Origin of the sequence: Asanoa ferruginea, from assembly GCF_003387075.1 — a bacterium.
Taxonomy (GTDB): Bacteria; Actinomycetota; Actinomycetes; order Mycobacteriales; family Micromonosporaceae; genus Asanoa; species Asanoa ferruginea.
In genome coordinates this window covers 7,929,256-7,954,800 of record NZ_QUMQ01000001.1, presented here as the reverse complement: position 1 = coordinate 7,954,800, position 25,545 = coordinate 7,929,256, and the positions used below count along the sequence as shown (strand labels likewise).

The 25,545-nt window shown below is 71.3% G+C and carries 26 protein-coding genes; 14 read left to right on the top strand and 12 right to left on the bottom strand.

Features of this window, described 5'->3' with window-relative positions:
* Positions 1-36: 36 nt before the first annotated feature.
* The 3 genes from DFJ67_RS37100 to DFJ67_RS37090 all read right to left on the bottom strand — a co-directional run bounded on the left by DFJ67_RS37100 (position 37) and on the right by DFJ67_RS37090 (position 2,229).
* Entirely contained in the window at positions 37-885 is an 849-nt protein-coding gene (locus DFJ67_RS37100; protein ID WP_116073643.1) for an MBL fold metallo-hydrolase, read from the bottom strand.
* A gap of 26 nt (positions 886-911) precedes the next feature.
* Positions 912-1,349: an Rrf2 family transcriptional regulator gene (locus tag DFJ67_RS37095; RefSeq protein ID WP_116073641.1), complete on the bottom strand. Its 438-nt coding sequence runs from the start codon at positions 1,347-1,349 to the stop codon at positions 912-914.
* A gap of 79 nt (positions 1,350-1,428) precedes the next feature.
* A complete protein-coding gene (locus DFJ67_RS37090) occupies positions 1,429-2,229 on the bottom strand; it encodes an SDR family NAD(P)-dependent oxidoreductase (protein ID WP_116073639.1) in 801 nt (266 codons plus the stop codon).
* A 52-nt stretch (positions 2,230-2,281) separates the two neighbouring features.
* Here DFJ67_RS37090 and DFJ67_RS42450 point away from each other — a divergent pair, with 52 nt between their 5' ends.
* Positions 2,282-3,070 carry a hypothetical protein gene (locus tag DFJ67_RS42450; RefSeq protein WP_147315758.1) on the top strand — a complete coding sequence of 263 codons (789 nt, stop codon included), beginning with the start codon at positions 2,282-2,284 and terminating at the stop codon, positions 3,068-3,070.
* Here DFJ67_RS42450 and DFJ67_RS37080 read toward each other — a convergent pair.
* Both DFJ67_RS37080 and DFJ67_RS37075 read right to left on the bottom strand, forming a co-directional pair.
* Positions 2,970-3,422 carry a GtrA family protein gene (locus DFJ67_RS37080; protein ID WP_170216148.1) on the bottom strand — a complete coding sequence of 151 codons (453 nt, stop codon included), beginning with the start codon at positions 3,420-3,422 and terminating at the stop codon, positions 2,970-2,972. The genes DFJ67_RS42450 and DFJ67_RS37080 overlap by 101 nt on opposite strands.
* A gap of 30 nt (positions 3,423-3,452) precedes the next feature.
* A complete protein-coding gene (locus DFJ67_RS37075) occupies positions 3,453-4,469 on the bottom strand; it encodes a zinc-dependent alcohol dehydrogenase (RefSeq protein ID WP_116077090.1) in 1,017 nt (338 codons plus the stop codon).
* A 46-nt stretch (positions 4,470-4,515) separates the two neighbouring features.
* On the opposite strand from DFJ67_RS37075, the gene DFJ67_RS37070 reads away from it, so the two are divergent.
* Positions 4,516-6,234 carry an IlvD/Edd family dehydratase gene (locus tag DFJ67_RS37070; protein WP_116073633.1) on the top strand — a complete coding sequence of 573 codons (1,719 nt, stop codon included), beginning with the start codon at positions 4,516-4,518 and terminating at the stop codon, positions 6,232-6,234.
* A gap of 97 nt (positions 6,235-6,331) precedes the next feature.
* Positions 6,332-7,363, top strand: a complete 1,032-nt coding sequence (locus tag DFJ67_RS37065; RefSeq protein ID WP_116073630.1) for a coiled-coil domain-containing protein — start codon at positions 6,332-6,334, stop codon at positions 7,361-7,363.
* Here the strand turns inward: DFJ67_RS37065 and DFJ67_RS37060 are convergent.
* A complete protein-coding gene (locus DFJ67_RS37060; RefSeq protein WP_239097133.1) occupies positions 7,352-8,800 on the bottom strand; it encodes an MFS transporter in 1,449 nt (482 codons plus the stop codon). The two genes, DFJ67_RS37065 and DFJ67_RS37060, sit on opposite strands and share 12 nt — an antisense overlap.
* A gap of 129 nt (positions 8,801-8,929) precedes the next feature.
* Between DFJ67_RS37060 and DFJ67_RS37055 the strand changes: the two genes are divergently transcribed.
* On the top strand, positions 8,930-9,268 hold the full coding sequence (locus DFJ67_RS37055) for a hypothetical protein (protein ID WP_203783526.1): 339 nt from the start codon (positions 8,930-8,932) through the stop codon (positions 9,266-9,268).
* Here the strand turns inward: DFJ67_RS37055 and DFJ67_RS37050 are convergent.
* The 4 genes from DFJ67_RS37050 to DFJ67_RS37035 are packed head-to-tail and all read right to left on the bottom strand — an operon-like array spanning position 9,265 to position 13,711.
* Positions 9,265-9,852, bottom strand: a complete 588-nt coding sequence (locus tag DFJ67_RS37050; RefSeq protein ID WP_116073626.1) for a gamma-glutamylcyclotransferase family protein — start codon at positions 9,850-9,852, stop codon at positions 9,265-9,267. The two genes, DFJ67_RS37055 and DFJ67_RS37050, sit on opposite strands and share 4 nt — an antisense overlap.
* Before the next feature lie 6 nt (positions 9,853-9,858).
* The gene (locus tag DFJ67_RS37045) at positions 9,859-11,022 is read right to left on the bottom strand and encodes a hypothetical protein (RefSeq protein WP_116073624.1); all 1,164 of its coding nucleotides are present in this window, start codon (positions 11,020-11,022) and stop codon (positions 9,859-9,861) included.
* A 4-nt stretch (positions 11,023-11,026) separates the two neighbouring features.
* Positions 11,027-11,422, bottom strand: a complete 396-nt coding sequence (locus DFJ67_RS37040; protein ID WP_116073622.1) for a hypothetical protein — start codon at positions 11,420-11,422, stop codon at positions 11,027-11,029.
* A 42-nt stretch (positions 11,423-11,464) separates the two neighbouring features.
* The gene (locus DFJ67_RS37035; RefSeq protein ID WP_116073620.1) at positions 11,465-13,711 is read right to left on the bottom strand and encodes a beta-glucosidase; all 2,247 of its coding nucleotides are present in this window, start codon (positions 13,709-13,711) and stop codon (positions 11,465-11,467) included.
* Between the two features lie 63 nt (positions 13,712-13,774).
* On the opposite strand from DFJ67_RS37035, the gene DFJ67_RS37030 reads away from it, so the two are divergent.
* Positions 13,775-15,043 carry an SGNH/GDSL hydrolase family protein gene (locus DFJ67_RS37030; protein ID WP_116073618.1) on the top strand — a complete coding sequence of 423 codons (1,269 nt, stop codon included), beginning with the start codon at positions 13,775-13,777 and terminating at the stop codon, positions 15,041-15,043.
* Between the two features lie 6 nt (positions 15,044-15,049).
* Here the strand turns inward: DFJ67_RS37030 and hypB are convergent, their stop codons facing one another.
* Both hypB and DFJ67_RS37020 read right to left on the bottom strand, forming a co-directional pair.
* Complete coding sequence (gene hypB / locus DFJ67_RS37025; protein WP_116073616.1) at positions 15,050-15,682, bottom strand: hydrogenase nickel incorporation protein HypB; 633 nt, start codon at positions 15,680-15,682, stop codon at positions 15,050-15,052.
* A gap of 51 nt (positions 15,683-15,733) precedes the next feature.
* Positions 15,734-16,063, bottom strand: a complete 330-nt coding sequence (locus DFJ67_RS37020; RefSeq protein ID WP_116073614.1) for a hydrogenase maturation nickel metallochaperone HypA/HybF — start codon at positions 16,061-16,063, stop codon at positions 15,734-15,736.
* A 122-nt stretch (positions 16,064-16,185) separates the two neighbouring features.
* Between DFJ67_RS37020 and DFJ67_RS37015 the strand changes: the two genes are divergently transcribed.
* The 9 genes from DFJ67_RS37015 to hypF all read left to right on the top strand — a co-directional run bounded on the left by DFJ67_RS37015 (position 16,186) and on the right by hypF (position 25,545).
* Positions 16,186-17,241: an NADH-quinone oxidoreductase subunit B family protein gene (locus DFJ67_RS37015; RefSeq protein ID WP_116073612.1), complete on the top strand. Its 1,056-nt coding sequence runs from the start codon at positions 16,186-16,188 to the stop codon at positions 17,239-17,241.
* Positions 17,242-17,263: 22 nt separating this feature from the next.
* Positions 17,264-19,054 (top strand): nickel-dependent hydrogenase large subunit, encoded by a 1,791-nt coding sequence (locus DFJ67_RS37010; RefSeq protein ID WP_116073610.1) that lies wholly within the window; start codon positions 17,264-17,266, stop codon positions 19,052-19,054.
* Positions 19,055-19,059: 5 nt separating this feature from the next.
* Positions 19,060-19,605 carry a NifU-related iron-sulfur-binding protein gene (locus tag DFJ67_RS37005; RefSeq protein ID WP_116073608.1) on the top strand — a complete coding sequence of 182 codons (546 nt, stop codon included), beginning with the start codon at positions 19,060-19,062 and terminating at the stop codon, positions 19,603-19,605.
* On the top strand, positions 19,602-20,228 hold the full coding sequence (locus DFJ67_RS37000) for a DUF5947 family protein (RefSeq protein WP_116073606.1): 627 nt from the start codon (positions 19,602-19,604) through the stop codon (positions 20,226-20,228). The genes DFJ67_RS37005 and DFJ67_RS37000 overlap by 4 nt, the downstream gene beginning before the upstream one ends.
* Before the next feature lie 73 nt (positions 20,229-20,301).
* Positions 20,302-20,940, top strand: a complete 639-nt coding sequence (locus DFJ67_RS36995; RefSeq protein WP_116073604.1) for a DUF6084 family protein — start codon at positions 20,302-20,304, stop codon at positions 20,938-20,940.
* A 73-nt stretch (positions 20,941-21,013) separates the two neighbouring features.
* Complete coding sequence (locus DFJ67_RS36990; RefSeq protein WP_116073602.1) at positions 21,014-22,405, top strand: hypothetical protein; 1,392 nt, start codon at positions 21,014-21,016, stop codon at positions 22,403-22,405.
* Positions 22,402-22,521, top strand: a complete 120-nt coding sequence (locus DFJ67_RS44845; RefSeq protein ID WP_409362904.1) for a DUF6893 family small protein — start codon at positions 22,402-22,404, stop codon at positions 22,519-22,521. The genes DFJ67_RS36990 and DFJ67_RS44845 overlap by 4 nt, the downstream gene beginning before the upstream one ends.
* A complete protein-coding gene (locus DFJ67_RS36985; protein ID WP_239097134.1) occupies positions 22,518-23,015 on the top strand; it encodes a hydrogenase maturation protease in 498 nt (165 codons plus the stop codon). Before DFJ67_RS44845 ends, DFJ67_RS36985 begins: the two co-directional genes overlap by 4 nt.
* 1 nt (position 23,016) lies before the next feature.
* Positions 23,017-25,545, top strand: coding sequence for a carbamoyltransferase HypF (gene hypF, locus DFJ67_RS36980; RefSeq protein ID WP_116073598.1), 2,529 nt, complete (start codon positions 23,017-23,019; stop codon positions 25,543-25,545).

The following is a 25,545-nucleotide window of genomic DNA, read 5'->3' as shown; positions in this document are numbered from 1 at the left end:
CGACGGGAGGTGTCGGAACGGCCGACGGTGCCGTCGCTACGCCGGCTTGGCGGCCTTGGCGCCGCCCCAGAGGGCGCCGGGGTTGGCGCGGCGCGGGTAGAGCTCGAGCATCCGGTCGTACAGCTCCGCCGCGGTGCGGGAGTCGTCCGCGGCTGCGGTGAAGCTGCGCAGGTAGGCGGCGGTCTCGGCGAGGATTTTCGGGTCGTCGGCCGCGTCCGGCTTCTTGTGGCCCGCGACGACCGCTACCGGGTCGAGCGTGGCGAGCCGCTCGGTGGCCTGCGCCCACTGCTCGCGCGTCTCCCGCGTCGTTTCGGCCGTGTACTGGTGGGTGTCGTTGTAGACGACGTCGCCGGCGACGATCAGGCGCAGGTCGGGGACCCACAGCGAGGTGGAGTCGGCGGTGTCGGTGAACCCGGTGTCGATCACCTGCAACTGGTGGCCCTCGAGCTCGAACTGGTGGCCGTCGACCGGCTCCGGGAAGACGATCTCCGGGATCTGGCCGGGGAACAGCTTTCCCCAGAATCCGTCGCGCCACCGGGGCTCACCCTGGGCGTGCGCTCCCGCCACGGATCCGGCTGCGGCGATCGCCTTCGCGTCCGGGAACGCCGCCAGGAGTTGACCGATGCCGAAGAAGTGGTCACCGTGGCCGTGGGTGATGAAGACGTAGGTCAGGTTGCGGCCGAACGACTTCACCCAGTCCACCAGTTCGGCGTTCTGGTCGATCGACGTGTACGTGTCGACCAGAACCGCGTCGTGTTCGCCGTAGACGAGGGTGGCGCTGTTGGCGACCCACTGCAGATCCTGCGGCCCGTGCGGCAGGTCGCGGGTGACGCCCTGCCGGGTTGCGGTGCGCACGGCGTACGTGAGGCTTGTGTTGTTGGTCATCGGTATCTCCTGGATGTGAGGCCGGGTCAGGCGCCGCTGACGGTGAGCGTGTCCCGCAGGACATCGGCGAGGTGGGTGCCGGCCAGCTCACGACGGATCGCGTCGTCGACGCGGGCATAAACGGGTGTAAGTGCCGGGCGGATGCCGCGGGCGACCGGGCAGGACTCGCTGGGTTCGTTGCGGTGCAGCGCGAACGCCGCTTCCGCACCGAGTGCCTCGTTGATGTCCCACAGGGTGATGTCTTCCGGAGCCCTGGCCAGACGCCAGCCGGCGCCCGGGCCGCGCTGCGTCTCGATCAGCCCAGACTTGGCCATCTCGCTCATCAGCCGTCGGATCACCACCGGGTTGGTCGCCACGCTCTTCCCGATCTGCTCGGAGGTGGTGAACTTGCCGCCCATGCGCTCGTTGAGAGCCATCCACGCGAGGGCGTGGGTGGCGATCGTCAGCTTGCTGTTGGCACTCACAGGAGAAATGTAACAGGATCAGTTACATTTGCCCAACGCGGTCCCCACGCAGCAAGGCGGCAGACCCGGATCTCCGGGTTCAGTAGTAGATCGACTGGCCGACGCCGCCGCCCGCGGCGATGACGTCTCCGTTGACCGCTACGGATAACGGCGACGCCAGGAAGGTCACCAGGGCGGCGATGTCGTCCGCGTGGATGACCCGCCGCAGCGCGTTGTCGGCCAGCATTCGGCGGGTGGCCTCGTCCTCGCTGATGCCCTGGCGTTCCGCCGCCGCCTTGACCAGCGCCGGAATCCGCTCCGTATAAGTCGTCGACGGGTGCACGGCCGTCACATTGACGCCAAAAGGACCCAACTCCTCCGCCAAGTTCCGGGTCATCGCGACCACAGCCACGTTCCGCATGCTCGCGATCGTGTCGCCGGTGCGCCGGGCCGCCAACCCGGAGACGGAGATGATGCGGCCCCAGCCCGCCCGCTGCAGGTGCGGCGCCACCGCGCGGGCGCAGCGCAGATAGCCCAGCGCCTTCGTGTTCATCTCCTCGTGGAACCGCTCGTCCGTGATGTCCGCGAGCGGCAACGCCCCGCCACCCCCGGCCGGGCGGGCCGCGCAGTTGACCAGGATGTCGATCCCGCCGAGCAGTTCCATCGCGCCAGTCACCATGTTGTCGACGGCCTCGCGATCGCCGATGTCCGCGACCAGCGGCACCACCCGAACCCCGACGGAGTCATGAAGCTCCCGCGCCGCGCCACCGAGGGTTTCCCGACCGCGGGCCACCAGGCCGATGTCGCAGCCCTCCCTGGCCAGCGCCCACGCGATCGCGTTCCCGATCCCTCGGCTGCCGCCGGTGACGACCGCCCTCTTCCCGGCGAGCTGCAGGTCCATGCCGGACATTCTGCCGGCATAAGCCACGACCAAGGCAGCGACAATGGTCGGCATGTCGTTCCCGGTCGCCTTGCAGGACAGCGTCCACCGGTTCGCTCGCTCGCTGGAGGTGCCGCGACGGCTCGCCAGCCTCCACCCACGCACAGCAGGCAACGCCGGGAACTATTCGGCGCTACCACCGGCCATCGTTCTCGGCGTCATCTCCGCGTTCGAAGGATTCGTCGAGGACTTCCTGGCCACCGCGTTACACCAACGGGGGTACGGCCTCGGACAGATCGCCAAGCGCGTCTCCATGAACAACCCGACCCTGGCCGACTTCCGGCGCAGAGCCGCCGCCGACTTCCCGGACACGGCGAAGTGGATCAGCGCCGCGCCCGGTGTCCAGGTCTGGAACCGGCCCACGGGAAGCAGCCGCCCGGAGATCGAGACGATCAGCTTCGACGAGGCGGAGCGGCGCGCGGACGGGTGGATGCAGGTGCGGCACTGCCTGACCCACGGCCTGGTCTCCGGCTGGCGTGCCGAGGTCTGGCCCGGCCCGTTGCGTGGCACGACCTCGGCCAGCAGCGTGCTGCGGCCAAGGCCGGGCGGCCGCCACGCGATCGGTCTCATCGGCGCGATCTCGTGTGCCCGCATCCACCTGCACGGCGCCCGGGTGGTGGCCGACGCGGTCGCGGCCGAGCTGGACACGACGCTCGTCTGGGATCGACTGCCCGAGTTCCCGCTCGACAAGGAGGGGGCGGTCAGTCCACGAGGACCAGTTCCGGCTCAACGGGCGGCGGCGACACGGGCGAGGCAGAAGGACGCCGGCGGAAGGTCCACCAGCGATACAGGACGTAGTTGAAGATCAGGTTTGTGCCGCCCGAGGCCACCCGGGCCACGACCAGGCCCATCCCGAGCGCCCCGAACAGGGTCACGCCGATCAGGGTGAGGAGATAATCACCCACGACCTGCGGCGCGAACCGCACCAACTGGCCCCGCACACTCTGCCGCTCCGCGTGGAACGCGAACTTGCGGTTGAGGGCGAAGTTCAGCGCGTACGTCACCCAGAACGCGATGCTCACCGTCGCCGCGGTCGGTAGTGGAGTGACCGCGTGCAGCACGGCCAGCAGCGAAAGGTCGAATGCGAAACCGAGCGCCGCCAACGCCAGGAACCGGGTCAAAGAATGGCGATAGATCTTCGAGGCCCGACCCACGCCGCACACCCTAGCCGCGCAAACTGTGGATCACCGGCGCGGGTCGACGTGAACTTTTGGTGCCGCGCCCCATGCGGGGGAGCGCCGGCCGGCCAGCACGTCGGCCGCCTCGGCCAGGCCGACCGTCGCCGCGACCAGCGGCCGCGGGTCCACGACGCCGGTCGCATACAGCTCGATCGTTCCGGACAGCCCGCCCGACGCGCTCAACACGCCCACCGCGGTCACGTCCCGCAACACCAGGTCGCGCGAGTCGACCAGCGACGCCTCCTCGGCGATGCCGATGTAGACGACCCGGCCGCCGGGCTCGACCCGACGCGCCGCGAACGCCGGCATCGAGGCCGCATTCGTCGCGTCGACAACGGAGTCAAAAGCCAACGAAGACGGCAGATCAGCAGAGGTCCAGGTGTGTGCGAACCCCAACCCGCGCGCGAACGCCAGCGACGGCGAATCCTGGCCCAGCAGGTGGACCTCGGCACCCCGCGCCGCCGCGATCTGCGCCACCAGCAGGCCGATCGTGCCAGGACCCAGCACGAGCAACCGGGTGGTCGCCGTCACCGAAGCCGCGTCGACCACCCGCAGCGCGTTGCCGCCCGGCTCGACCAGGGCGCCCAACGTCGCATCGACCGAGTCGGGCAGTGGGTGCAGCGCCCGCACCGGCACCGGTAGTTGCTCGGCCAAGGCCCCCGGCCAGCCGCCCCGGATGCCGATCTCGAAGCGGTCCGCGCACAGGTGCTGCCGCCCGCTCAGACACCGCAGGCACTCGCCGCAGCCGAGCATGGTGTCGCCGATGACCCGCCGGCCCACCCACGAACTGTCAACGCTGGCGCCGACCGCGGAGACGACCCCACACCATTCATGACCGATTCTGATCGGGTACGCGGCGTCGCCGGTGTGCAGGTAGGCCATGTGGCCCGAGTAGAACTCGGCGTCGGTGCCGCACACGCCGGCCCGCTCGACATCGACGATGACCTCGCCGATCCGGGGTACCGGAGGAGCCACGTCGCGGACTTCCGCCCGGCCCGGCCCGACGACGACGAAAGCGCGCACGGCCACCCCCTGCCACCCGATCAGGCGAATCTTGATAATGGGCAGTATGCCTGCCCCCCTCCGCTCCGACGCGTGGTATGCCGGCCAGGACCGGAACTCCTACATCCACCGCGCCTGGATGCGCCGCGGCTCACCCGATTCGGCGTTCAACGGCAAGCCGCAGATCGCCATCGCCAACACCGCGTCCGACCTCACGCCCTGCAACATGCACCTCACCGAGGTGGCCAGGAGCGTCTCCGACGGCATCTGGGCCGCCGGCGGCGTACCCCTGAATCTGCCCGTGGTTTCCCTGGGTGAGACGCAGGTCCGGCCGACCGCGATGCTCTGGCGCAACATGGCCGCGATGGCCATCGAGGAGATGGTCCGGGCCAACCCGATCGACGGCGTGGTGCTGCTCGGCGGCTGCGACAAGACCATCCCGTCGCTGCTGATGGGCGCCGCCTCGGTCGACCTGCCGGCGCTGGTCGTGCCCGGCGGCCCGATGCTCACCGGCACGTTCCGGGGAGTGCCCCTCGGTTGCGGCACCGACGTCTGGCGGCTCTCCGAGGAGGTCCGGGCCGGCACGCTGTCGAACCGCGACTTCCAGGCGTCGCAGTCGGCCATGATCAGGAGCAAGGGGCATTGCAACACGATGGGTACGGCCTCGACGATGGGCCTGCTCGCCGAGGTGCTCGGCACGACGCTCCCGGGCACCGCCGGTCTGCCGGCACCCGACAGCCGGCTGCTGGCGCAGGCGCACGAGTCCGGGCGCCTTGCGGTCGAGATGGTCCGTGAGGGCCGGCGACCGAGTCAGATCATCACCAAGGCCTCGTTCCACAACGCGATCGTGGCGCTCGGCGCGCTCGGCGGTTCGACCAACGCGGTCGTGCACCTGCTCGCGATCGCCGGCCGGCTCGGCGTGCCGCTGACCCTCGACGACATCGACCGGGCCGGGCACGGCATCCCGCTGCTGGTCGATCTCCAGCCCGCGGGCCGGCACCTGATGGAAGACTTCCACCGCGCCGGTGGCCTGGCGGCCGTGCTGCGCGAGATCTCCGACCTGCTCGACCTCGACGCGCTGACGGTGACCGGCCGGCCCCTCGGCGAGTATCTCGAGGACGCCACCATCCACGACCCCGAAGTGATCCGGCCGCGCACCCTGCCGATGATGGCCGACGCCGGCATCGCGGTGCTCCGCGGCGACCTGGCGCCCGACGGCGCGATCATCAAGCCGGCGGCGGCGACCGAGGCGCTGCTCCAGCACCGCGGCCGGGCCGTCGTCTTCGACTCGGTCGAAGACCTGCACCACCGGATCGACGACCCGGCTCTCGACGTCGACGCCGACTCGGTGCTGGTGCTGCGCGGTTGCGGGCCGAAGGGCTACCCGGGCATGCCGGAGGTGGCCAACCTGCCGCTGCCGCGCAAGCTGCTCCAGCAGGGCGTGCGTGACATGGTGCGGGTCTGCGACGGGCGGATGAGCGGCACCGCCTACGGGACGGTCGTGCTGCACGTCGCGCCCGAGGGCGCGGCCGGCGGCCCGCTGTCGAAGGTGCGCGACGGCGACCCGATCGTGCTCGACGTCGAGAGGCGGCGGATCGACGTCGACATCCCGGCGGCCGAGTTCGCGGCCCGCGAACCCGCGCCCGCGATGGTGGCCGCGCTGGCCCGGCCGACCCGCGGCTGGGAAAAGCTCTACGTCGATACAGTTCGCGGCGCGGAAACTGGTGCGGATCTGGACTTTCTGACCGGCGGAAGTGGCGACCGCGTACCCCGTGACTCGCATTGATAACGGTTGGCGACTGGCCTGTCGCTTTGTGCACCAGTTGCGACGGGATCTCCCTTGGGTATGCTCGTGCGCGGTTTGACGGAGGGAAACGACGAGTATGACCGCCGCGCGACGACGCTGGCTCGCAACTGCCCTGGCCCTGGTCGCCGCCGCAACGGTCGCCGTGCTGCCACCCGGCGTGAGCTACGCCGCGCCCAACCCCTCGCCGACGCCGACGACGCCGCCCGCGCCGAAGGAGAAGGCGGTCCCGCTGCTCGGCGACGTGCTCGAGTCGACCGGCAAGCAATACGTCAAGGCGAAGAACGTGCTGGAGAGGTCGCGCAAGCGCCAACTCCAACTCGACGTCCAAGTGCGGCAGGCCGAGGCGAAGGTCGCGCAGTTGCGCCCGCAGGTGGCCGAGTTCGCCACCGAGTCCTACCGGGCCGGCCGGCTCACGCCGATGGTCGCGATGCTCAACTCGACGAGCGAGGGCGGCGGCTTCCTGGAGAAGGCGACCGTCCTCGAGCGGCTCAACCAGTACAACGCCGCCAAGCTGAACGAGCTGGTCGAGGCCGAGCGGCAGGTCGCGAACGCGAAGGCGGAGATCGACGCCGTGGTGGCCGAGCAGAAGGCCGCCGCCGACTCGATGGCCAAGCAGAAGCGCACCGCCGAGAAGGAGCTCGACAAGGTCGGTGGCCTGCTGCTCACCGGCGGCGACGTGGTGGCGACCTCGCCGAAGGCCCGCCCGGCGCCGCGCTCGGCCGACGGCAGCTTTCCGGACGAGTCGTGCAGCGTGAAGGACCCGACCACGAGCGGCTGCATCACGCCCCGCACGATGCACGCCTACCAGGAGGTCAAGCGGGCCGGATTCAACCGGTTCGTCGGTTGCCACCGCAATGGCGGGCCCTACGAGCATCCGAAGGGCCGCGCCTGCGACTGGTCGCTGCTGAAGAGTGGCTTCGCCAGCGCATCCAACAGAGACATGAAGGTGTACGGCAACAACCTGGCCGCCTTCCTGGTCCGCAACGCCGACGCGCTCGGGATCCTCTACGTCATCTGGTACAAACGCATCTGGTTCCCGGCCACCGGCTGGAAGTCCTACAGCGGCGACAGCGACCATACGGACCACGTACACATGTCACTGCTGTAGTTCGAGTTCCCGCTCCTGGGCTCGTTCCTGGCCCACGGGCGGGAGCTGTCGCAGCGTCCGCAGGCAGACCACCGCGGTGATCGCGATGGCGACGGCGCTGATGGCGGCGACGACATGCAAGCCATCGGTGTACGCGGCCCGCGCCTGGTCGAGCAGCCCCGCCGGCGCGGTGGCCAGTGAGTCACCGGCGCCGGCCGGGGCGGCGGCGCGATAGACGGCCGCGGCGACGCTGCCGAGCACCGCGACACCGAGGGCGAAGCCGAACTCGTTGGCCGTCTGGGCCAGCGACGCGGCGGACCCGGCCTTCTCCGGCGGCACCGCACCGACCACGATCCCGGTGCCGAGCGTGACCAGCGGCCCCGCGCCGATGTTGAACAGCGCGAACCCGGTGATCACGGTGGCCGGGTCGCCGGCTGCCGCCAGCAGGAGCAGCCCGGCGACCGAGACGACGAGCCCACCGGCGATCAGCGGCGCCGGCCGGATCCGGCGGGCGGCGAGCGGCGCCACCTGGGTCGAGACGATCCCGGCGGCGACGGCCGGCAGCATCGCGAGCCCCGCGTGCAGCGGCGCGTAGCCGGCGACGAGCAGCAGGTACTGCGTGATCAGCACCATCGTCGTGCCGGGCAGCATGGTGTTGACGAACATGCTGCCGAGCGCGGTGCGGAACGTCGGCTTGGCGAACAGCCGGAAGTCGACGAGCGGGTTGTCGAGGGTCTGCTGGCGGCGGACGAAGAGCACCGCGACCAGCACGCCCAGGGCGAGGACGGCGGCCGGAACCGGCTCGAAGCCGTGCCGGGCGAGTTCCTTGATGCCATAGACGCTGGGCAGGATCGCGGCCAGCGAGAGCGCGACGCTGACCAGGTCGAGCGGCGCCTCGGGTTCCTGGCCGGTGCGCTCGTCCTTGGGCAGCAGCGCCGGGCCGAGGGTCAGGAGCAGGACCATCGCGGGTACGGCGATCAGGAAGACCGAGCCCCACCAGAAGTTGGCGAGCAGCACGCCGCCGACGACCGGGCCGATCGCGGCGCCGCCCATCAGCGACATCAGCCAGACGCCGATCGCGGTGGCCCGCTGCTTCGGCTCGCGGAACATGCCGGTGATCAGGGCGAGCGTCGTCGGACCGAGGGCCGCGCCCGCGATGCCGAGCAGTGCGCGGGCCACGATCAGCATGATCGGGTCCGTAGCGTAGGCGGCGGCCACGGAGGCCACCCCGAACACGGCGGCACCGCCGAACAGCAGCCGCCGCCGGCCGAGCCGGTCGCCGACCGCGCCCATGGTGATCAGGAAGCCCGACAGCAGGAACCCGTAGATGTCGATGATCCAGAGCTGCTCGGTGCTGCTGGCGGCGAGGTCGCCGCTGAGCCGCGGCACCGCCAGCAGCAGCACGAACAGATCGATTGAGACGAGCAATGACGGCATGGCCAGGACAGCGAGTCCCACCCATTCCTTCCGCCCCGCACGCGTTTTACTCATTGCGCAAGTTCCCTCCGGTCGTGTTCGCTTCACCCCGGAGGTCGGAGCCGCGTCGCGGTCTTCGACAGCGTTCCGAACCGAATTTCCGGAGGCACCGTGACCACCTACGTCAGCGACGACGAGATGCGCGCCGGCATGACCACCACGAAGACCTACACGACGGTCATCCTGCACGCGGGCCCGAAATACGGCACGCCCGAGGCCCGCCCGATCATCTGGGAGCACGGCCGGCGCAACTTCGGCCTGCGCGCCGACGGCGACCTGAGCATCGTCTGCCCGGTCGCCGACGACACCGACGTGTGCGGCATCGGCATCTTCAACCGCGACCTCGACGCGACGGTCGCGCTGATGGAGGAGGACCCGGGCGTGGTCGCGGGCGTCTTCACCTACACGGCCCACCCGGTCCGCAGCTTCCCCGGCGACAGCCTGCCCTAGCCCTCGGCGACGCGGTCGAGGCTTTCGACCGGTGCCGGCGGCGGCCGGGTGATCTGCTCCAACTCGGCCGTCAGGTCGTCGTTCCCGGCGAAAGCCTCGACCACCGTGTCTAGGTATTCCTTCCGGATCCGGGCCGACCCGCGCAGGATGGCGGCGCGCGCTGTCGCAGCCCGGTCCGCCTTACCGACGTAGGTCCAGACGACGTTGGGCCTGGCCGTGGCGCGCATCGTGATCTGGTCGGTCACCACGACCCGGTCGTAGTTGCCCTCGCGGGCGTCCAGCGCCGCGAGGCGGTGCGCGTCGACGACGATGACGTAGCCGGTGACCGTGGCCGCGGCGGCCCGTTCCAGGTTGAGGAACAGCACCTGCACCGGCGGGCGCTCCTCGCTACCGGGCGTGTAGTAGCGGACCTTGCGCGAGGTCGTGTTGTCGGTGCAGACGTTCCAGGTCCGTCGCCAGCCGGACAGCGTCGCGAGGCCGTGGTCGACACCCGCCTCTTTGCCCAGCACGCCGGTGATGTCCTGGGGTGAGATGAGCGAGCCGTAGACGAACACCCCGTGGTCGGCCGGTCTCCGGATCGGCATGGGCGGTCAGCAGGTGCCGGCGTCGGCGGTCCGGATGACCTGCCGCTGAGCCAGGACTTCGCCGGGCAGGGTGGGCACGGCGGATGGGCCGCCAGCGGTGCTCTGGAGAGCAGCGGCCTCGGCCGGGGTCACCGCGACCGCCGCGAGAACGAACGCCCTTCCGACATCCTCCGGGCCGCCGAGCCTGACCGTCGCCGTCCATCGGCCGCGGACGTCGAACGTGACCACCTGCTCGTAGTAATACCCCAGGTCGGCCGCGGACCGGACGAAGAGGGCGACCTCGCCGTCGGCGGGCCGGGTGCCGGTGCCGGTCAGGGTTGCGCACATCGGCAGGCTGGTCGAGGCGCTGAACGCGATTGGTGCGGTGACGGTCCACGCGACCAGGCGGAGCGTGAGCGAGCCATCGGCTCCCACATCTTCCACGGTGATGTGGACGACGAGGCTAAGGGACTCGTCGGTCGCCGGGAGGTGGAGGCAGAAGCGCCCGCCGCGTTTTCCCGAGACGGGCTGGCCGCCGGCGAACGGCGCGGCCTCGATCGCCCGGAGGCAGTCGGCGGGCTGGTCCTGGTCGGGTGACAGGTTCGCGCCCGCGATCTGACGCGCGGCCGTGATCGTGGTGGTGGTCCCTCTGGCTTCGACCGTCAGGTCTCGCGCGGCGGCTCGGATCACGCCCTGGTGGAGGTCGACATGGGTGGTTCGGGGCTTGCCGGCGTCGGCGCCCGGGATGACGATCCGGGTGTCGTACTTCGGTTGGAACCCTGGGTCCGGTGGCACGTCGACCTGAGGCGGGCTCGCCGTCGGGAGTGCGGGGCCGCCGACGCCGCCCGGCTCGTAGACGCTGTCCCGCAGTCCCCACGCGAACGCGGTCGGCACGACCAGCATCGCGACCACCACGGCCATGGCGACGGCGAGACCACCCCGGGCCGGCATCCGTAGCGGGACGCGCCGGCCGGCGGTGTGCCCGAACGCGGGCGTGTCGCGGGTGACGGCCGCGGACAGATCGGCCGGCCACCCGCCCACCGCGCCGGACCGACCGGCGAAGGCACGGCTGGTCCGGGTCAGGCTCACCAGCCACGCCGGGAGCGGCCGAGCCGCGGATGCCCGGGTGAACGGCTCGTCGACCCGCGCGACGCTGGCCAGGACATCGTGGACGAAGTCGCGGACGGACATCTCGTCAGTCCTCCGACCTGGTGACGTCGACCCGTCTTGTTCGCGGTGCCCGGCGGCTGGCCGGTGGCCGGGCGGCGGCCGCGGCCGGTCCGTCGTCGTTGGACGGCGCCACGGTCAGGAGGGCCTGCTTGGTGATCCGTTCCAGGATGAGCGGCGCACCCGCTCCGACGACCAGCGCGCTCAACGGCCCGCCGAGTTGCCCCTCGCCGCCCAGCCCGGCCGCCAGCCCGGCGCCCGCACCGACCCGCAGCACGACCGCGACCAGGTAGGGACCGAGCTTCGGCTCGCCCCGGCGGCGCCACGGCCAGGTGCCGGCCCGCCGGATCGCGCCGGACAGGTCGAGCGCCTCGACGATCAGCCCGCCGATCAGGCCCCACCCAGCCCAGAACAGGTACAGCATCGGCTCAGGCTATCGGCGGCCCGGTCGCAGGCACATACGCGGTCACAGTTCGTCGAACGCATGTGGACTGTGCTCGGCGGCGACGATGCGCCAGTTGCCGGGGCGCCGCGACCACGTGCGGGTGGCCGGGTCGCGCTCGAGCGTCGGCGTGAGGTCGAGGGCGACGTCCACCTCGGTCTCGGCGCCCGTGTCCAGTGCGACCCGGCGGAACCCGACGAGCTGGGGCATGGCGTCCGCTACGGCGTACACCTGGACGACGGTCGATCCGGCGCGCGCGCCGGTGTTCCTGACCCGGACCGTCGCGACATCATCCACATGCGACACCAGCGTCAGCGCGAAGGTGGTGTAGCCCAGACCGAAGCCGAAGGGGTACGCCGCCCGGCGGCCGTCCCGGTCCAGCTTCCGCTGGCCCCACCAGGCGTCGTATTCGATGCGGCGCGCGTCCGGGTCGAAGAACGGCAGGTGGTCGGCGCGCGTGGGAATGGCCACCGGCAGGCGACCGCCCGGCTCGGCCGCGCCGGTGAGGATGTCGGCGATCGCCCGGCCGCCGGCCATGCCCGGATACCAGGCCAGCAGGATGGCCGGCACGCGATCCTGCCAGGCGGTCATGATGATCGCGCTGCCGCCGATGACGACCACCACGGTGCGCGGATTGGCCGCCGCGACGGCGGTGATCAGCTCCTCTTCGTGCCGGTGCAGGGTCAGCGAACGGCGATCGCCGCCGGGGCTGAGCCGGGCCGCTCCCCAGCGGGTGATCATGGCGGCCAGCCGCTGCACCGGCCGGAGGGTGAACGGGAAGCCGAGGAAGGCGAAGGCGTCGGGGTTGTCGTTGGTGATCCGCTCGCCCTCGTCGGCCGGCCCCATCCCGACCACGACGACCGCCACGTCGGCGTCGGCGGCCGAGGCCGGATCGGTGGCATGCACGACCGAGGCATCGGGCAACGCGGCGCGCAGGCCGTCGAGTGGCGACGACGTCGAAGGCGGATCGACCCGCGACGAGCCGCGGTCGCCAAGGTTGGCGGCGGTCGCGAGCCGGCCAAAGACCGCAACCCGCCGGACCGACGGCGGCAACGGCAACAGCGGCAGACCGGTCGTGGGCTCGTTGCGGTCCATTGGGCGATCGGCCAGCGGTCCGTCGCGGAGCGGCGGGCCATCAGCCGCCGGCTCACTGCTGAGCAGCGGACCATCGGCCTTCGGCTCGCCGCCGAACGGCGGCGGACCACCCACCGGCTCGCCGCCGAACGGCGGCGGACCACCCACCGGCTTGCCGCCGGGCGGCGGCGGACCACCCACCGGCTCGTTGCGGAGCAGGACGGCACCGCGGACCGCGACCTCGTAGGCCAGCGCCTGCTGTGCGGCCGGGTCCGGGGTTGGCTCCTCGGGGTCGCGGGAGGCGTAATGGCGCAGGGTGGTCGCGAGGATCCGGCGTGCGGAGCGGAGCACGAGATCGCTCGGGAGGTGCGGTGTGCGGGCCCGGTGCATCCGCAGCGGCATCTCGATGTCGAGGCCGGCCGCCAGACCGGCCACCGGGTCGTGCGTGCCCCACACCCAGTCGCTGGTGACGAAGCCGGTGAATTCCCACTCGTCGCGCAGGATGGTGGTCAGGAGGATCGGGTTCTGGTCGGCGTACGCGCCGTTGACCGAGTTGTAGGCGGTCATCACCGACTCCGCGCCCGCGTCGAGCACCGTCTTGAAGTGCGGTAGGTAGACCTCGTGGAGGGCGTGGTCGTCGACCACAACATCGACGATGAATCGTGCATTCTCCATTGAGTTGAGTGCGAAATGCTTTACGCATGCCATCACATTGCGGCGCAGGCCGCGGGTCAGGGCCGCGCCCATCCGGCCGGTCAGCACCGGGTCCTCGCCGTAGCACTCCTGGGCCCGGCCCCAGGCCGGGTGGCGCAACAGGTTGACGCACACGGCCGCCGAATAGTTGGCGCCCGCCGCACGGGCCTCGCGGCCCATCGCGAGCCCGACCCGCTCCTCCAGCTCCGGGTCCCAGGTCGCCGCCCGGGCCATCGTCACCGGGAACGCCGTCGAACGCCCGATGACCACGCCGCGCGGGCCGTCAGAGAAACGGACGCCTGGGATGCCGAGCCGGGGGATCGCGCCCGCGACCACCGGGCCCGCCTTGACCAGGGCCGGCAGCCGGATGGCGGCCCGCACCGGCAGGTCGCCGTCGAGCAGCCACCGCTGCTCCGCGGAGCTCAGCTCGGCGATCAGAAAATCCGCGGCGGCGGACGAGCCGGAAGCTCCGACCAGCCGCACGGCCTCGTCGAACGTCGTCATCCGGCCATGATCCCCCAGCCCAACAAGTTGACAAGCGTCACTGTCTGGAGTGGGGTGGGACACATGCGACGGTTCCTCACACTGCTCACCGCGGCCCTCGTGACGACGCTGACCCTGGCCGGTTCGGCGGACGCGACCGGCACGGGCACGGCCTGGGTCGGCACCTGGGGCACGGCGGTGACCGGCGCGGCGACGCCGCCGCAGCCCGCGACGACCTTCGACAACCAGACGGTGCGCCAGGTCGTCCACGTCAGCACAGGTGGAGCGGCGCTGCGGGTGCGGCTGTCCAACGAGTACGGCGCGGGCCCGCTGACGATCGGCGCGGCCCGGGTCGCCAGGAGCGCGGGTGGCTCGGCGATTGCAGCCGGCACCGACCGGCCACTGACCTTCGGCGGCCGGACCGAGTTCACCATCCCGCGCGGCGCCCCGGCGCTCAGCGACCCCGTCCGGCTGGCCGTGCCGGCACAGACCGACCTCGTGATCAGCATCTTCCTGCCCCGGTCGACGCCGGCCGCCACCCAGCACAGCTCGGCTTTCCAGCGCACGTTCATCGCGACCGGCGACGCCACCCGGGAAGCCAACCTTGCCGGCGCACAGGAGACCACCTCCTGGTATTTCCTGTCCGGCGTCAGCGTCACCGGCAACGCCCGGGCCGGCAGCGTCGTCGCCTTCGGCGACTCGATCACCGACGGCGCGGTCACCACCGTCGACGCCAACCACCGCTGGCCCGACTTCCTCGCCCGGCGGCTGCACGCCGACCGCGCGCTGCGCGACGTCGGCGTGGTCAACAAGGGCATCGGCGGCAACCGCCTGCTCTACGACGGCAACACGCTCCCGGACCCACCCTTCGGTGGCCTCGGCCCGATCTTCGGCGACAGCGCCCTGTCCCGCTTCGACCGCGACGTGGCCGCGCAGGCCGGCGCCCGCCACGTCATCGTGCTGCTCGGCATCAACGACATCGGGCAACCCGGGTCGATCTCGCCCGAAAGCGAAGCGGTCAGCACCGACGACCTGATCTTCGGGCACCGCGAGCTCATCGCCCGGGCCCACGAGCGCGGCCTAAGGATCTACGGCGCGACGCTGACGCCGTTCCAGGACACGACGATCCCGGGCTACTACACCCCGGCCAACGAGACCAAGCGGCAGGCGCTGAACGCGTGGATCCGCACCAGCGGCGAGTATGACGCGGTGATCGACTTCGACCGGGCCGTGCGCGACCCGGCGCAGCCCGGCCGGATGCTGCCCGGATTCGACAGTGGCGACCACCTGCACCCCAACGACGCCGGCATGAAGGCCATGGCCGACGCCATCCCGCTGCGACTGTTCCGCTAGAAGGAGCTACTGGGCAGCCACCCAGTTCAACCACGTGTCCAGGCCTTCGCCCGTCGTCGCGGAGAGGGTCAGCAGCGTCAGGTCAGGGTTGACCGACCGCGCGTGCTTCACGCACAACTCGAGGTCGAAGTCGACATAGGGGAGCAGGTCGAGCTTGTTGACCACGACCAGGTCGGCGGCCGCGAACATGTAGGGATACTTCAGCGGCTTGTCGGTGCCCTCGGTCACCGAGATGACGACGACCTTGCGCTGCTCGCCCAGGTCGAACATGGCCGGACAGACCAGGTTGCCGACGTTCTCCACGAAGACCACCGAGCCGGTCTTCGGGTCGAGTTGGGTCAGGGCCGAGCGCACCAGGGCCGCGTCGAGGTGGCAACCGGCGCCGGTGTTGACCTGCACGACCGGCGCGCCGGTGCGGCGCAGGCGTTCGGCGTCGAGCGAGGTGGCCTGGTCGCCCTCGATGACCGCGGCCGGGCGGCTGCGGGCCAGCGCGGTCAGCGTCCGCTCCAGCAGCGTGGTCTTGCCCGAGCCGGGTGAGCTCATCAGGTTGAGCGCCACCGCGTCGCGCTTGCGCAGCCAGGCCCGGTTGTCGCGGGCGATCGCGTCGTTCTTGGCCAGCACGTTCTGTTCGAGGGTCACGTGCTCATGAGAGCCCGAATCATCAGCGCAACCGCAGGTTCCGCACACCGGTCAACCCACCTCCATCGAGACGATCTTCAACTCGCGGCCGGCGAGCACCGACACGTCGGCGCTTCCGCACGCGCACAGCAGCACGGGATCGGGCAGGTCGAACGACACGCCGCAGGAACGACACGCCGCGCGGCCGGGGGTGACGTCGATGTCGAGGGCCGCGCCTTCGAGGACGGTCCCCGCGGTGACCAGGTCGAAGCAGAAGAGCATCGACGAGGGTACGACGGCCGTCAGCGCGCCGACCTCGAGCCGGACCCGGTGCACCCGCCGTTCCCCGGCGCGGGAGCGGACCTCGTCCACCACGCTCTGGGTGATCGACAGCTCGTGCACGCGGCTCCGTCCATTCGAGATTTGTCAGCGTTGCGCCCTCTTGAGGCCTAGGTCCGATATTACTCTGAGCACCGAGCTAAGTACGTTCAGCGACGCCGGACGCGCTCGGGAAGGCGGACACCATGCCGACAGAGGAAGCGATCAAGGCCGAGGACACCCTCATCCACGTTCTCTGGATCAACGCCGGCCTGAGCTGCGACGGCGACTCGGTGTCGCTGACCGCCGCGACCCAGCCGAGCATCGAGGAGATCGCGCTCGGGGCGCTGCCGGGTCTGCCCAAGGTCGCCGTCCACTGGCCACTGATCGACTTCGAGTGCGGCCCCAACGGTGGTGCCGACGACTTCCTGGAGTGGTTCTTCAAGGCCGACCGCGGCGAACTCGACCCGTTCGTGCTCGTGGTCGAGGGCTCGATCGCCAACGAGGAGTTGCACAGCGAGGGCTACTGGACCGGGTTCGGCAACAACCCGTCGACCGATCAGCCCATCACGATGAGCTCGTGGCTCGACCGGCTCGCGCCGAAGGCCACCGCGATCGTGGCGACCGGCACCTGCGCGACCTACGGCGGCATCCACGCGATGGCCGGCAACCCCACCGGCGCCATGGGCGTGGCCGACTATCTCGGCTGGGACTGGAAGTCGAAGGCCGGCATCCCGATCGTCAACGTGCCCGGCTGCCCGATCCAGCCCGACAACATGTCCGAGACGCTGGTCTACCTGCTCTACATGGCGACCGGCCAGGCGCCGATGATCCCGCTCGACGACGCGCTGCGGCCGACCTGGCTGTTCGGCGCCACCGTGCACGAGGGCTGTGACCGTGCCGGCTACTACGAGCAGGCCGACTTCGCGACCGAGTACGGGTCGCCCAAGTGCATCGTCAAGCTCGGCTGCTGGGGCCCGGCGGTCATGTGCAACGTGCCCAAGCGCGGCTGGATGAACGGCATCGGCGGTTGCCCCAACGTCGGCGGCATCTGCATCGGCTGCACGATGCCCGGCTTCCCCGACAAGTTCATGCCGTTCATGGACGAGCCGCCCGGCGGCAAGCTCTCCTCGACCACGGTCGCGGCCTACGGCAACACGATGCGCCGCCTCCGCAAGATCACAACTCACACGCTCGACCGCGAGCCCAAGTGGCGCAAGCGCGGCCGCGAACTGACCACCGGCGCGCAGCGCACCTGGTGATCCGACGAGAGAGGCCGAACCGATGACGGTGACGCAACCGCAGCGCGCTGCGGGCCAGGGCACCGAATCCCTGGTGGACATGGCGTGGGACCCGATCACCCGCATCGTCGGGAGCCTGGGTATCTACACCAAGATTGACTTCAACCAGCGCGTGGTCGCCGAGTGCCACAGCACCAGCTCGATCTTCCGCGGTTACTCCATCTTCATGAAGGGCAAGGATCCCCGCGACGCGCACTTCATCACCAGTCGCATCTGCGGGATCTGCGGCGACAACCACGCCACCTGTTCGTGTTACGCGCAGAACATGGCCTACGGGGTCAAGCCGCCGGCCATCGCCGAGTGGATCGTCAACCTCGGCGAGGCCGCCGAATACATGTTCGACCACAACATCTTCCAGGAGAACCTGGTCGGGGTCGACTACTGCGAGAAGATGGTCGCCGAGACCAACCCCGGCGTGCTGGAGATGGCCAACCGCACGGAGTCGCCCAACGCCGGAGCCCACGGTTACCGCACCATCGGCGACATCATGCGCGCCCTCAACCCGTTCACGGGTGACCACTACCGCGAGGCGTTGCAGGTCAGCCGGATGACCCGGGAGATGTTCTGCCTGATGGAGGGGCGCCACGTGCACCCCTCGACGCTCTACCCGGGCGGCGTCGGCACGGTCGCGACCATCCAGCTCATGACCGACTACCTGAGCCGGCTGATGCGCTACGTGGAGTTCATGAAGAAGGTCGTGCCGATGCACGACGACCTCTTCAACTTCTTCTACGAGGCGCTGCCCGGCTACGAGATGGTCGGCAACCGGCGGATCCTGCTCGGCTGCTGGGGCTCCTTCCAGGACCCCGAGCACTGCAACTTCGAATACAAGGACATGACGGACTGGGGTCGCAAGATGTACGTGACCCCCGGCGTCGTCGTCGACGGCAAGCTGGTCACCACCGACCTCGTCCGGATCAACCTGGGCATCCGCATCCTGCTCGGCTCGTCCTACTACCAGGACTGGGAAGGCCAGGAGATGTTCGTGACCGAGGACCCCCTCGGCAACCCGGTCGACCGGCGCCACCCGTGGAACCAGCACACCAACCCGCAGCCGCAGAAGCGCGACCTGGACAACAACTACAGCTGGGTGATGTCGCCCCGGTGGTATGACGGCAAGGACTATCTCGCGCTGGACACCGGCGGCGGCCCGCTGGCCCGGCTCTGGTCGACCGCGCTGGCCGGCCTCGTCGACATCGGCTACGTGCAGTCGACCGGGCGCAGCGTGAAGATCAACCTCCCGAAGACCGCCCTCAAGGGCCCGGTCGAGCTGGAGTGGCACATTCCCCAGTGGAGCAACACGCTGGAGCGCAACAGGGCAAGGACCTATTTCCAGGCGTACGCGGCCGCGTGCGCGCTGCACTTCGCCGAGCAGGCGCTGGTCGAGATCCGCGGCGGCCGCACCAAGACCTGGGAGAAGTTCGACGTGCCCAAGGACGGTGTCGGCTGCGGGTTCACCGAGGCGGTGCGCGGCGTGCTCTCGCACCACATGGTGATCCGGGACGGGAAGATCGCCAACTACCACCCCTACCCACCGACGCCGTGGAACGCGAGCCCGCGGGACAGCCTCGGCACGCCCGGCCCCTACGAAGACGCGGTGCAGGGTCAGCCGATCTTCGAGGAGAACGACCGGGAGCACTTCAAGGGCATCGACATCATGCGCACGGTACGCAGCTTCGACCCGTGCCTGCCGTGCGGCGTACACATGTATCTGGGTGATGGCAAGAAGCTCGAGATGTTGCACTCGCCGACGCAGACGGCCGGCGCCGAGTGACCACAGTGGAATCGCAGATCCCGGCCGCCGCCCAGTCCGACTGGGCGGCGGCCGGCGACCGCATCGACGCACTGGTCACGGCGAGCGCGGCCGGCGGTGCGGTGGCCCGCGAACGGGCCGAGGAACTCGTCCGGCTCGTCGTCGACCTCTACGGCGCGGGCCTGGAACGGCTGCTCGAACTGCTGCACGAGCGCGACGCCCTCGGTGACGACGTGCTCGAGGCGCTGGCCGCCGACGGACTGGTCTCCAGCCTGTTGCTGGTGCACGGTCTGCACCCGGAGAGCGCGTCGACCCGGGTGGCCAACGCGCTCGCGGCGGTCGCGCCCGGCGGCGAGGCCACGCTCATCGAGATCACCCGCGACGGGATCGCCCGGGTACGCATGACCGCCAGCGGCTGCTCCTCGGGCGCCCTGAAGGCCTCGGTCGAGTCGGCGATCGCCGACGCCGCACCCGAGGTGGTGACCATCGAGATGGTCGAGCCGGAGCGGTCGGCCGGCACGGTCATCCCGGTCGACTCGTTGTTCAGCCGGGTCGGGCCGGCGGCCTCGTGAGCCCGCCGCTCGGCGCGCTGCGCCGGATCAGCCGCGACCGGCCGGCGCCGCGGGTCGCGGGGGAGCGCTGCGACCTGTGCGCCCAGCCGGTCACGGACCAGCATGCGCACGTGGTGCACCTCGAGGGCCGGGCGCTGATGTGCGCGTGCCGGCCCTGCTACCTGCTCTTCGCCGGCGACGCCGACCAGCGCTACCGCGCCGTGCCGGACCGCTACCTGCGGTTCCCCGACGTCGCCGTCGACGGTCCCGCGTTCGACGCGCTCGACATCCCGGTCGGGCTGGCGTTCCTGTTCTTCAACTCGGTGCAGCAGCGGCTCGTCGCCTTCTACCCGGGCCCGGCCGGCGCGACCGAGTCGGAACTGCCGATGGCTGGCTGGGATGGGGTGCTCGCCGCGCACCCGGGGCTGGCGACGCTGCGCCCCGACGTGGAGGCGCTGCTGGTGCGGCGCCCGACGCCGGGCGCCGCCCACTCCGGCTCGTGCCACCTGGTGCCGATCGACGTCTGTTACGAGCTGGTCGGCACGCTGCGGCAGGGCTGGCGGGGCTTCGACGGCGGCACCGAGGCGCGGGCCGCGCTGGCCGCCTTCTTCGCGCTGGTCGACGAGCGGAGCGTCGACGGATGAGCGAGCTTGCGAGCGAATCATTCGGCTCAGTGGCCGCGGGCTTATGCCCGACTTCGCGAAGCGAGGTTGGCGCATGAGTCTGCGTTTTTCTGTTCGCGACATCGTCGCCGAGCCGCACGCCGTGACACCGCAACTGACCGCGAAGCTGCGGATCGACGACGACGCCGGCCGGCGGGTGCACGCGATGGTGCTGCGCTGCCAGGTGCGGGTCGAGCCGCAGCGGCGCGGCTACGACGACGCCGAGGGCGAGGCGCTGCGCGGGCTGTTCGGCGGCCGGGAGCGCTGGGTCGACACCGTGCGCTCGTTCCCGTGGCTGCGCTGCGACACCACCGTGCCCGGCTTCGCCGGCGCCACCGAGGTCGACCTCGCCCTGCCGTGCACCTACGACCTCGACGTGGTCGGCTCGGCCTACCTGCACGCGCTGCATGCCGGGTCGGTGCCGCTGACCCTGCTGTTCTCCGGCACCGTCTTCGTGCCCGGTGCGACCGGGTTCGCGGTCGAGCCCGTGCCATGGGACCAGACGGCCACCTACGAGCTGCCGGTGCTGGTCTGGCGGCAGATGATCGAGCAGTACTTCCCCGGCACCGGCTGGATCCGGCTCGACCGCGACGTGCTCGACGCGCTCGCCGCCGTGCGGGCCCGGCGCGGGCACGTGAGCTGGGACGAGACGCTCCGGTCGCTGATCCCTGCCCACGACGGGGTGGTCACATGAGGGAGCTTGCGACCGAATCATTCGGCTCAGTAGCCCGGGGCTCATGCCCCACCTCGCGAAGCGAGGTCGGCGCATGAGCCTTGACGCTGTCCGCGCGGTCGCCGACGCCGTGCTCTACGAGGGCTACCTGCTCTATCCCTACCGCGCCAGCTCGCGGAAGAACCAGTCGCGCTGGCAGTTCGGCGTGCTCGGCCCGCCCGGTGCGGCCGAGCGAGGGCTGGGCGAGGAGTCCAGCATGGCGACCCAGTGCCTGCTCGGCCCTGGTGTCGCCAGCGTCGACATCCACCTGCGCTTCCTGCAACTCCAGGTGCGCAAGGCGCAACGACTGGGCACCGACGGGCGGTACGCCGACGTCGAGGCGCTGAGCGTCGCCGGGCGGACGGTGCTGAGCTGGGACGAGGCGGTCGAGCGGGAGGCCGTGTTCAGCGGGCAACCGGTCGGGCCCGCCGCCGAGCTGCGGGTCGAGATCTCCGGCGGTGAAGACGTCGAGGAACTGCACGACGAGGCCGGCACCGTGGTCGGCCGGGTGGTCCGCCGCCGCTGGCCGGTGCGCGCACACGTCCGGCTGGGTTCCGAGCCCGACGGCGACTACACCCGGGTCACCGTCGCGGTGGAGAACGCCCACGACGGCCCGGTGTCCACGAAGGACGACGCGGTGCGCACCTCGCTGCTCGGCGCACACCTGGTGCTGCGGGCCGACGGCCCGGGGTTCGTCTCGCTCGTCGACCCGCCCGGCGACGCCGCCGAGGCGGCCGCCCGCTGCGCCCAGCACCGCTGCTGGCCGGTGCTGGCCGGGCCGCCCGGCACGACCGACCTGGTGCTCGGGTCGCCGATCATCCTCTACGACCACCCCGAGGTGGCCGAGGAGAGCCCGGGCGCGCTGTTCGACTCGACCGAGATCGACGAGATCCTGGTGCTGCGGATCATGACGATGACCGAGGCCGAGAAGGCCGAGGCCCGGGCCACCGACCCGCAGGTCGCGGCCATCATCGACCGGTGCGATGGCCTCACGCCGGAGGACCTGCAACGGCTGCACGGCATCTTCCGCGACCCGGCGCCGGTTGACCTGCGCGACCTGGCGCCCGCGGATCTGCGCGACCTGGAGCCGCCGTCGTTCGACACCGGCGGGGCGCCGTGGTGGGACCCGGCCGCCGACGCCGCCGTGTCACCGGAGACCGACTCGGTGATGGTCGACGGTGTGCGGGTCGCCAAGGGCAGCCTCGTGCGGGTCCACCCGCGCCGCCGCGCCGACGCGCAGGACATCTTCTTCGCCGACCAGGTGGCCCGGGTGACGGCGGTGCTGTCCGACGTGGACGGTGGCGTACACGTGGCCCTGGTGCTCGTCGATGACCCGGCGGCCGACCTGCACGACTGGTACGGCCGCTACTTCTACTTCGCGCCGGACGAGATCGAACCGTTGGCCGGCGACGAGGAACCGACCCAGAGAGAGGAGAGCCGGTCATGAGAAGACTCGGCATGGTGACAGCGGGATTCGGCGCGGCACTCGCGGTGGCGGTGCTCGTGCTCACGGTGCGGTCGGTGCCCGACATCCGCCGCTACCTGAAGATCCGCTCGATGTGAACCCGGTCGACGGTCAGGTCCTCGTCGCCGGCATCGGCAACGTGTTCCTCGGTGACGACGGTTTCGGCCCGGCCGTCGCCCGCGCGCTGGTCGAGCGGGGCGACCTGCCCGACCGGGTGCGCGTGGTCGACTACGGCATCCGCGGCCTGCACCTGGCCTACGACCTGCTCGACGGCGTCGGTGCGCTGATCCTGGTCGACGCGCTGCCCGGCGACGCCATGCCGGGCACCATCAGCGTGCTCGAGGTCGGCGCCGGCGACCTGCCCGCCGGTGCCGGCGTCGACGCGCACGCGATGGACCCGGCGACCGTGCTGGCCACGCTGCGCCGGCTCGGCGGCACGCTGCCACCGACCTATGTGGTCGGTTGCCGGCCGGCCAGCCTCGACGAGGACCTCGGCCTCAGCCCCGCGGTCACCGCCGCCCTGCCCCTGGCGCTCGCGGCCGTCGACGCGCTCTTCGACAAGCTCTGCCCGCCCATCACCGAAGGGACCTGACATGTGCCTGGGCATCCCGGGACAGGTCGTCGAACTCGTTCCCGGGTACGAGGGGCAGGTCGCCCTCGTCGACGTCGAAGGCGCCGCCCGCCGGGTGAACGTCGGCATGCTCGACACGCCGCCGGAGCCGGGCGCCTGGGTGCTCATCCACATGGGCTTCGCGGTCGAGCTGATCGACCGCGACCGGGCCCGCACCGCCATGGAAGGGCTGGAGCTGATCGGCCGCGGTCGCGACTCCGCCGCGCGGGCCCGCCGGCGCTACGACGTGACCGGCGTCGTGCAGGGCGTCGGCTTCCGCCCGTTCGTCTACGCGACCGCCACCGCGCTGGCCCTGACCGGTCGGGTGTCCAACACCGCCGCCGGCGTGACCGTCGAGGTGGAGGGTGCGCCGGACGCGCTCGACACCTTCGGCCGGCGGCTGCGGACCGACGCGCCGCCGCTCGCCGTGGTGGAGGAGATCGCCGAGTCCACCGTGGACGTCGTCGGCGGCACCGGCTTCACCATCGACTCGTCCGGCCCGGCCGGGCGGGCCCGCACACTGGCCTCGCCCGACGTGGCGACCTGCGCCGACTGCCGCGCGGAGCTGCGTGACCCGGCCGACCGCCGCTACCGGCACCCGTTCATCACCTGCACCAACTGCGGGCCGCGGTTCACCATCATCACCGCGCTGCCCTACGACCGGGCGACCACGACGATGTCGGGCTTCCCGATGTGCCCGGCCTGCCGCGCCGAGTACGAGAACCCGGCCGACCGGCGCTTCCACGCCCAGCCGATCGCCTGCCACGACTGCGGGCCGCGGCTCCAACTGGTCACCGGCGACGCGGGGCGGCACGCCTGGCCGCCGGTGCACGGCGAGCTGGCCCTGCGCACCGCCCGGGACCTGCTCGCCCGCGGCCAGATCCTCGCCGTCAAGGGGCTCGGCGGCTACCACCTGGCCTGCGACGCCCGCAACGAGCTCGCGGTGGCCACCCTGCGGGCCCGCAAGCGCCGGGGCGGCAAGCCGTTCGCGGTGATGGCCGCCGACCTCACGGTCGCCCGCCGGATCGCGTCGCTCGGGCCCGACGAGGAGGCGCTGCTCGCCGGCGCCCAGCGGCCGATCGTGCTGGCGCCCAAGCGCGAGCCACTGGCCGGCGGGGTCGCGCCGGGCAACCCGGACCTCGGCGTGCTGTTGCCCTACACGCCGCTGCACGAGTTGCTGTTCGGCCTCGACGGCGACCCGCAGACCACCGATGTGCTGGTGATGACGTCCGGCAACGTCTCCGGTGAGCCGATCGTCACCGACGACTCCGACGCCCTGCGCCGGCTGGCCGGTATCGCCGATGCCTGGCTGCGGCACGACCGGCCGATCCAGGTGCCCTGCGACGACTCGGTCAGCCGGACGGTCGGCGGCGTCGCGCTCCCCGTGCGGCGGGCCCGCGGCTACGCGCCGTTGCCGGTCGCGCTGCCGGTCGAGGTGCCGCCGATGCTCGCGGCCGGGGCCGACCTGAAGAACGCGGTCGCGGTGGCCGAGGGGCGCTACGCCTGGCTGAGCCCGCACATCGGCGACATGGACGACCTGCGCACCGGGTCAGCGCTGAGTGATGTCGCCCGCCATCTTCAGGACCTTACCGGGGTACGCCCCGAGCGGCTCGTCGTCGACGCGCACCCCGGCTACCGGAGCACGAAGTGGGCGCTCGACCACGCCGACGGGCGGCCGGTGCTCTCGGCACAGCACCACCACGCGCACATCGCCTCGGTGATGGGCGAGCACGGGCTCGCACCGGGCGAGCAGGTGATCGGGATCGCGTTCGACGGGACCGGCTACGGCACCGACGGCGCGGTCTGGGGTGGCGAGGTGCTTGTCTGCGACTACAAGTCGGCGGACCGTTTCGCGCACCTCGGGTATGTGCCGCTGGCCGGCGGCGACGCGAGCGTGCGGCGGCCCTACCGGATGGCCCTGGCACACCTGCGGCACGCCGGGATCGGGTGGGTCGACGACATCCCGGCGGTGGCGGCGTGCCCGCAGGCCGAGCGGGACGTGCTCGCACACCAGCTCGACACCTCGTTCGGTAGCGTGCCGACCTCCAGCATGGGCCGGTTGTTCGACGCCGTGGCCTCCCTGGTCGGCGTGCGGCATACGGCCGACTACGAGGCCGAGGCCGCCATCGTGCTGGAAGGCCTGGCCCGCTCCTGCGGTCGTGCGCCCCGCCGCGCGTACCCCATGGATGTTGATGGCTCGGTTGTCTCGCCGGCCGAACTGGTGCGGGCCGTGGTCGCCGACGTGCGGGCGGGCGTGCCGGCGGCGGAGATCGCGGCGGTCTTCCACGTCACGATCGCCACGCTGATCGCGGATCTGGCCGGGCTCGCCCGCGACCGCACCGGGCTGGCCACCGTTGCGCTGGGTGGCGGCGTGTTCCAGAACGCGGTCCTGCTCGACGCGGCCGAACGGCTGCTCGCCGACCGGGGCTTCACCGTCTTGCGCCCGCGCCTGCTGCCGCCCAACGACGGCGGCATCGCGCTGGGGCAGTTGTTGATCTCCGCAGCATCGTAG

What these genes read in the sequence shown, in the direction of transcription:
- DFJ67_RS37100 (WP_116073643.1), bottom strand. Translation starts at nt 885, where the DNA reads ATGACCAACAACACAAGCCTCACGTACGCCGTGCGCACCGCAACCCGG.
- DFJ67_RS37090 (WP_116073639.1), bottom strand. Translation starts at nt 2,229, where the DNA reads ATGGACCTGCAGCTCGCCGGGAAGAGGGCGGTCGTCACCGGCGGCAGC.
- DFJ67_RS42450 (WP_147315758.1), top strand. Translation starts at nt 2,282, where the DNA reads ATGTCGTTCCCGGTCGCCTTGCAGGACAGCGTCCACCGGTTCGCTCGC.
- DFJ67_RS37070 (WP_116073633.1), top strand. Translation starts at nt 4,516, where the DNA reads ATGCCTGCCCCCCTCCGCTCCGACGCGTGGTATGCCGGCCAGGACCGG.
- DFJ67_RS37065 (WP_116073630.1), top strand. Translation starts at nt 6,332, where the DNA reads ATGACCGCCGCGCGACGACGCTGGCTCGCAACTGCCCTGGCCCTGGTC.
- DFJ67_RS37050 (WP_116073626.1), bottom strand. Translation starts at nt 9,852, where the DNA reads ATGCCGATCCGGAGACCGGCCGACCACGGGGTGTTCGTCTACGGCTCG.
- DFJ67_RS37045 (WP_116073624.1), bottom strand. Translation starts at nt 11,022, where the DNA reads ATGTCCGTCCGCGACTTCGTCCACGATGTCCTGGCCAGCGTCGCGCGG.
- DFJ67_RS37040 (WP_116073622.1), bottom strand. Translation starts at nt 11,422, where the DNA reads ATGCTGTACCTGTTCTGGGCTGGGTGGGGCCTGATCGGCGGGCTGATC.
- DFJ67_RS37035 (WP_116073620.1), bottom strand. Translation starts at nt 13,711, where the DNA reads ATGACGACGTTCGACGAGGCCGTGCGGCTGGTCGGAGCTTCCGGCTCG.
- DFJ67_RS37030 (WP_116073618.1), top strand. Translation starts at nt 13,775, where the DNA reads ATGCGACGGTTCCTCACACTGCTCACCGCGGCCCTCGTGACGACGCTG.
- DFJ67_RS37015 (WP_116073612.1), top strand. Translation starts at nt 16,186, where the DNA reads ATGCCGACAGAGGAAGCGATCAAGGCCGAGGACACCCTCATCCACGTT.
- DFJ67_RS37010 (WP_116073610.1), top strand. Translation starts at nt 17,264, where the DNA reads ATGACGGTGACGCAACCGCAGCGCGCTGCGGGCCAGGGCACCGAATCC.
- DFJ67_RS36995 (WP_116073604.1), top strand. Translation starts at nt 20,302, where the DNA reads ATGAGTCTGCGTTTTTCTGTTCGCGACATCGTCGCCGAGCCGCACGCC.
- DFJ67_RS36990 (WP_116073602.1), top strand. Translation starts at nt 21,014, where the DNA reads ATGAGCCTTGACGCTGTCCGCGCGGTCGCCGACGCCGTGCTCTACGAG.
- DFJ67_RS44845 (WP_409362904.1), top strand. Translation starts at nt 22,402, where the DNA reads ATGAGAAGACTCGGCATGGTGACAGCGGGATTCGGCGCGGCACTCGCG.
- hypF (WP_116073598.1), top strand. Translation starts at nt 23,017, where the DNA reads ATGTGCCTGGGCATCCCGGGACAGGTCGTCGAACTCGTTCCCGGGTAC.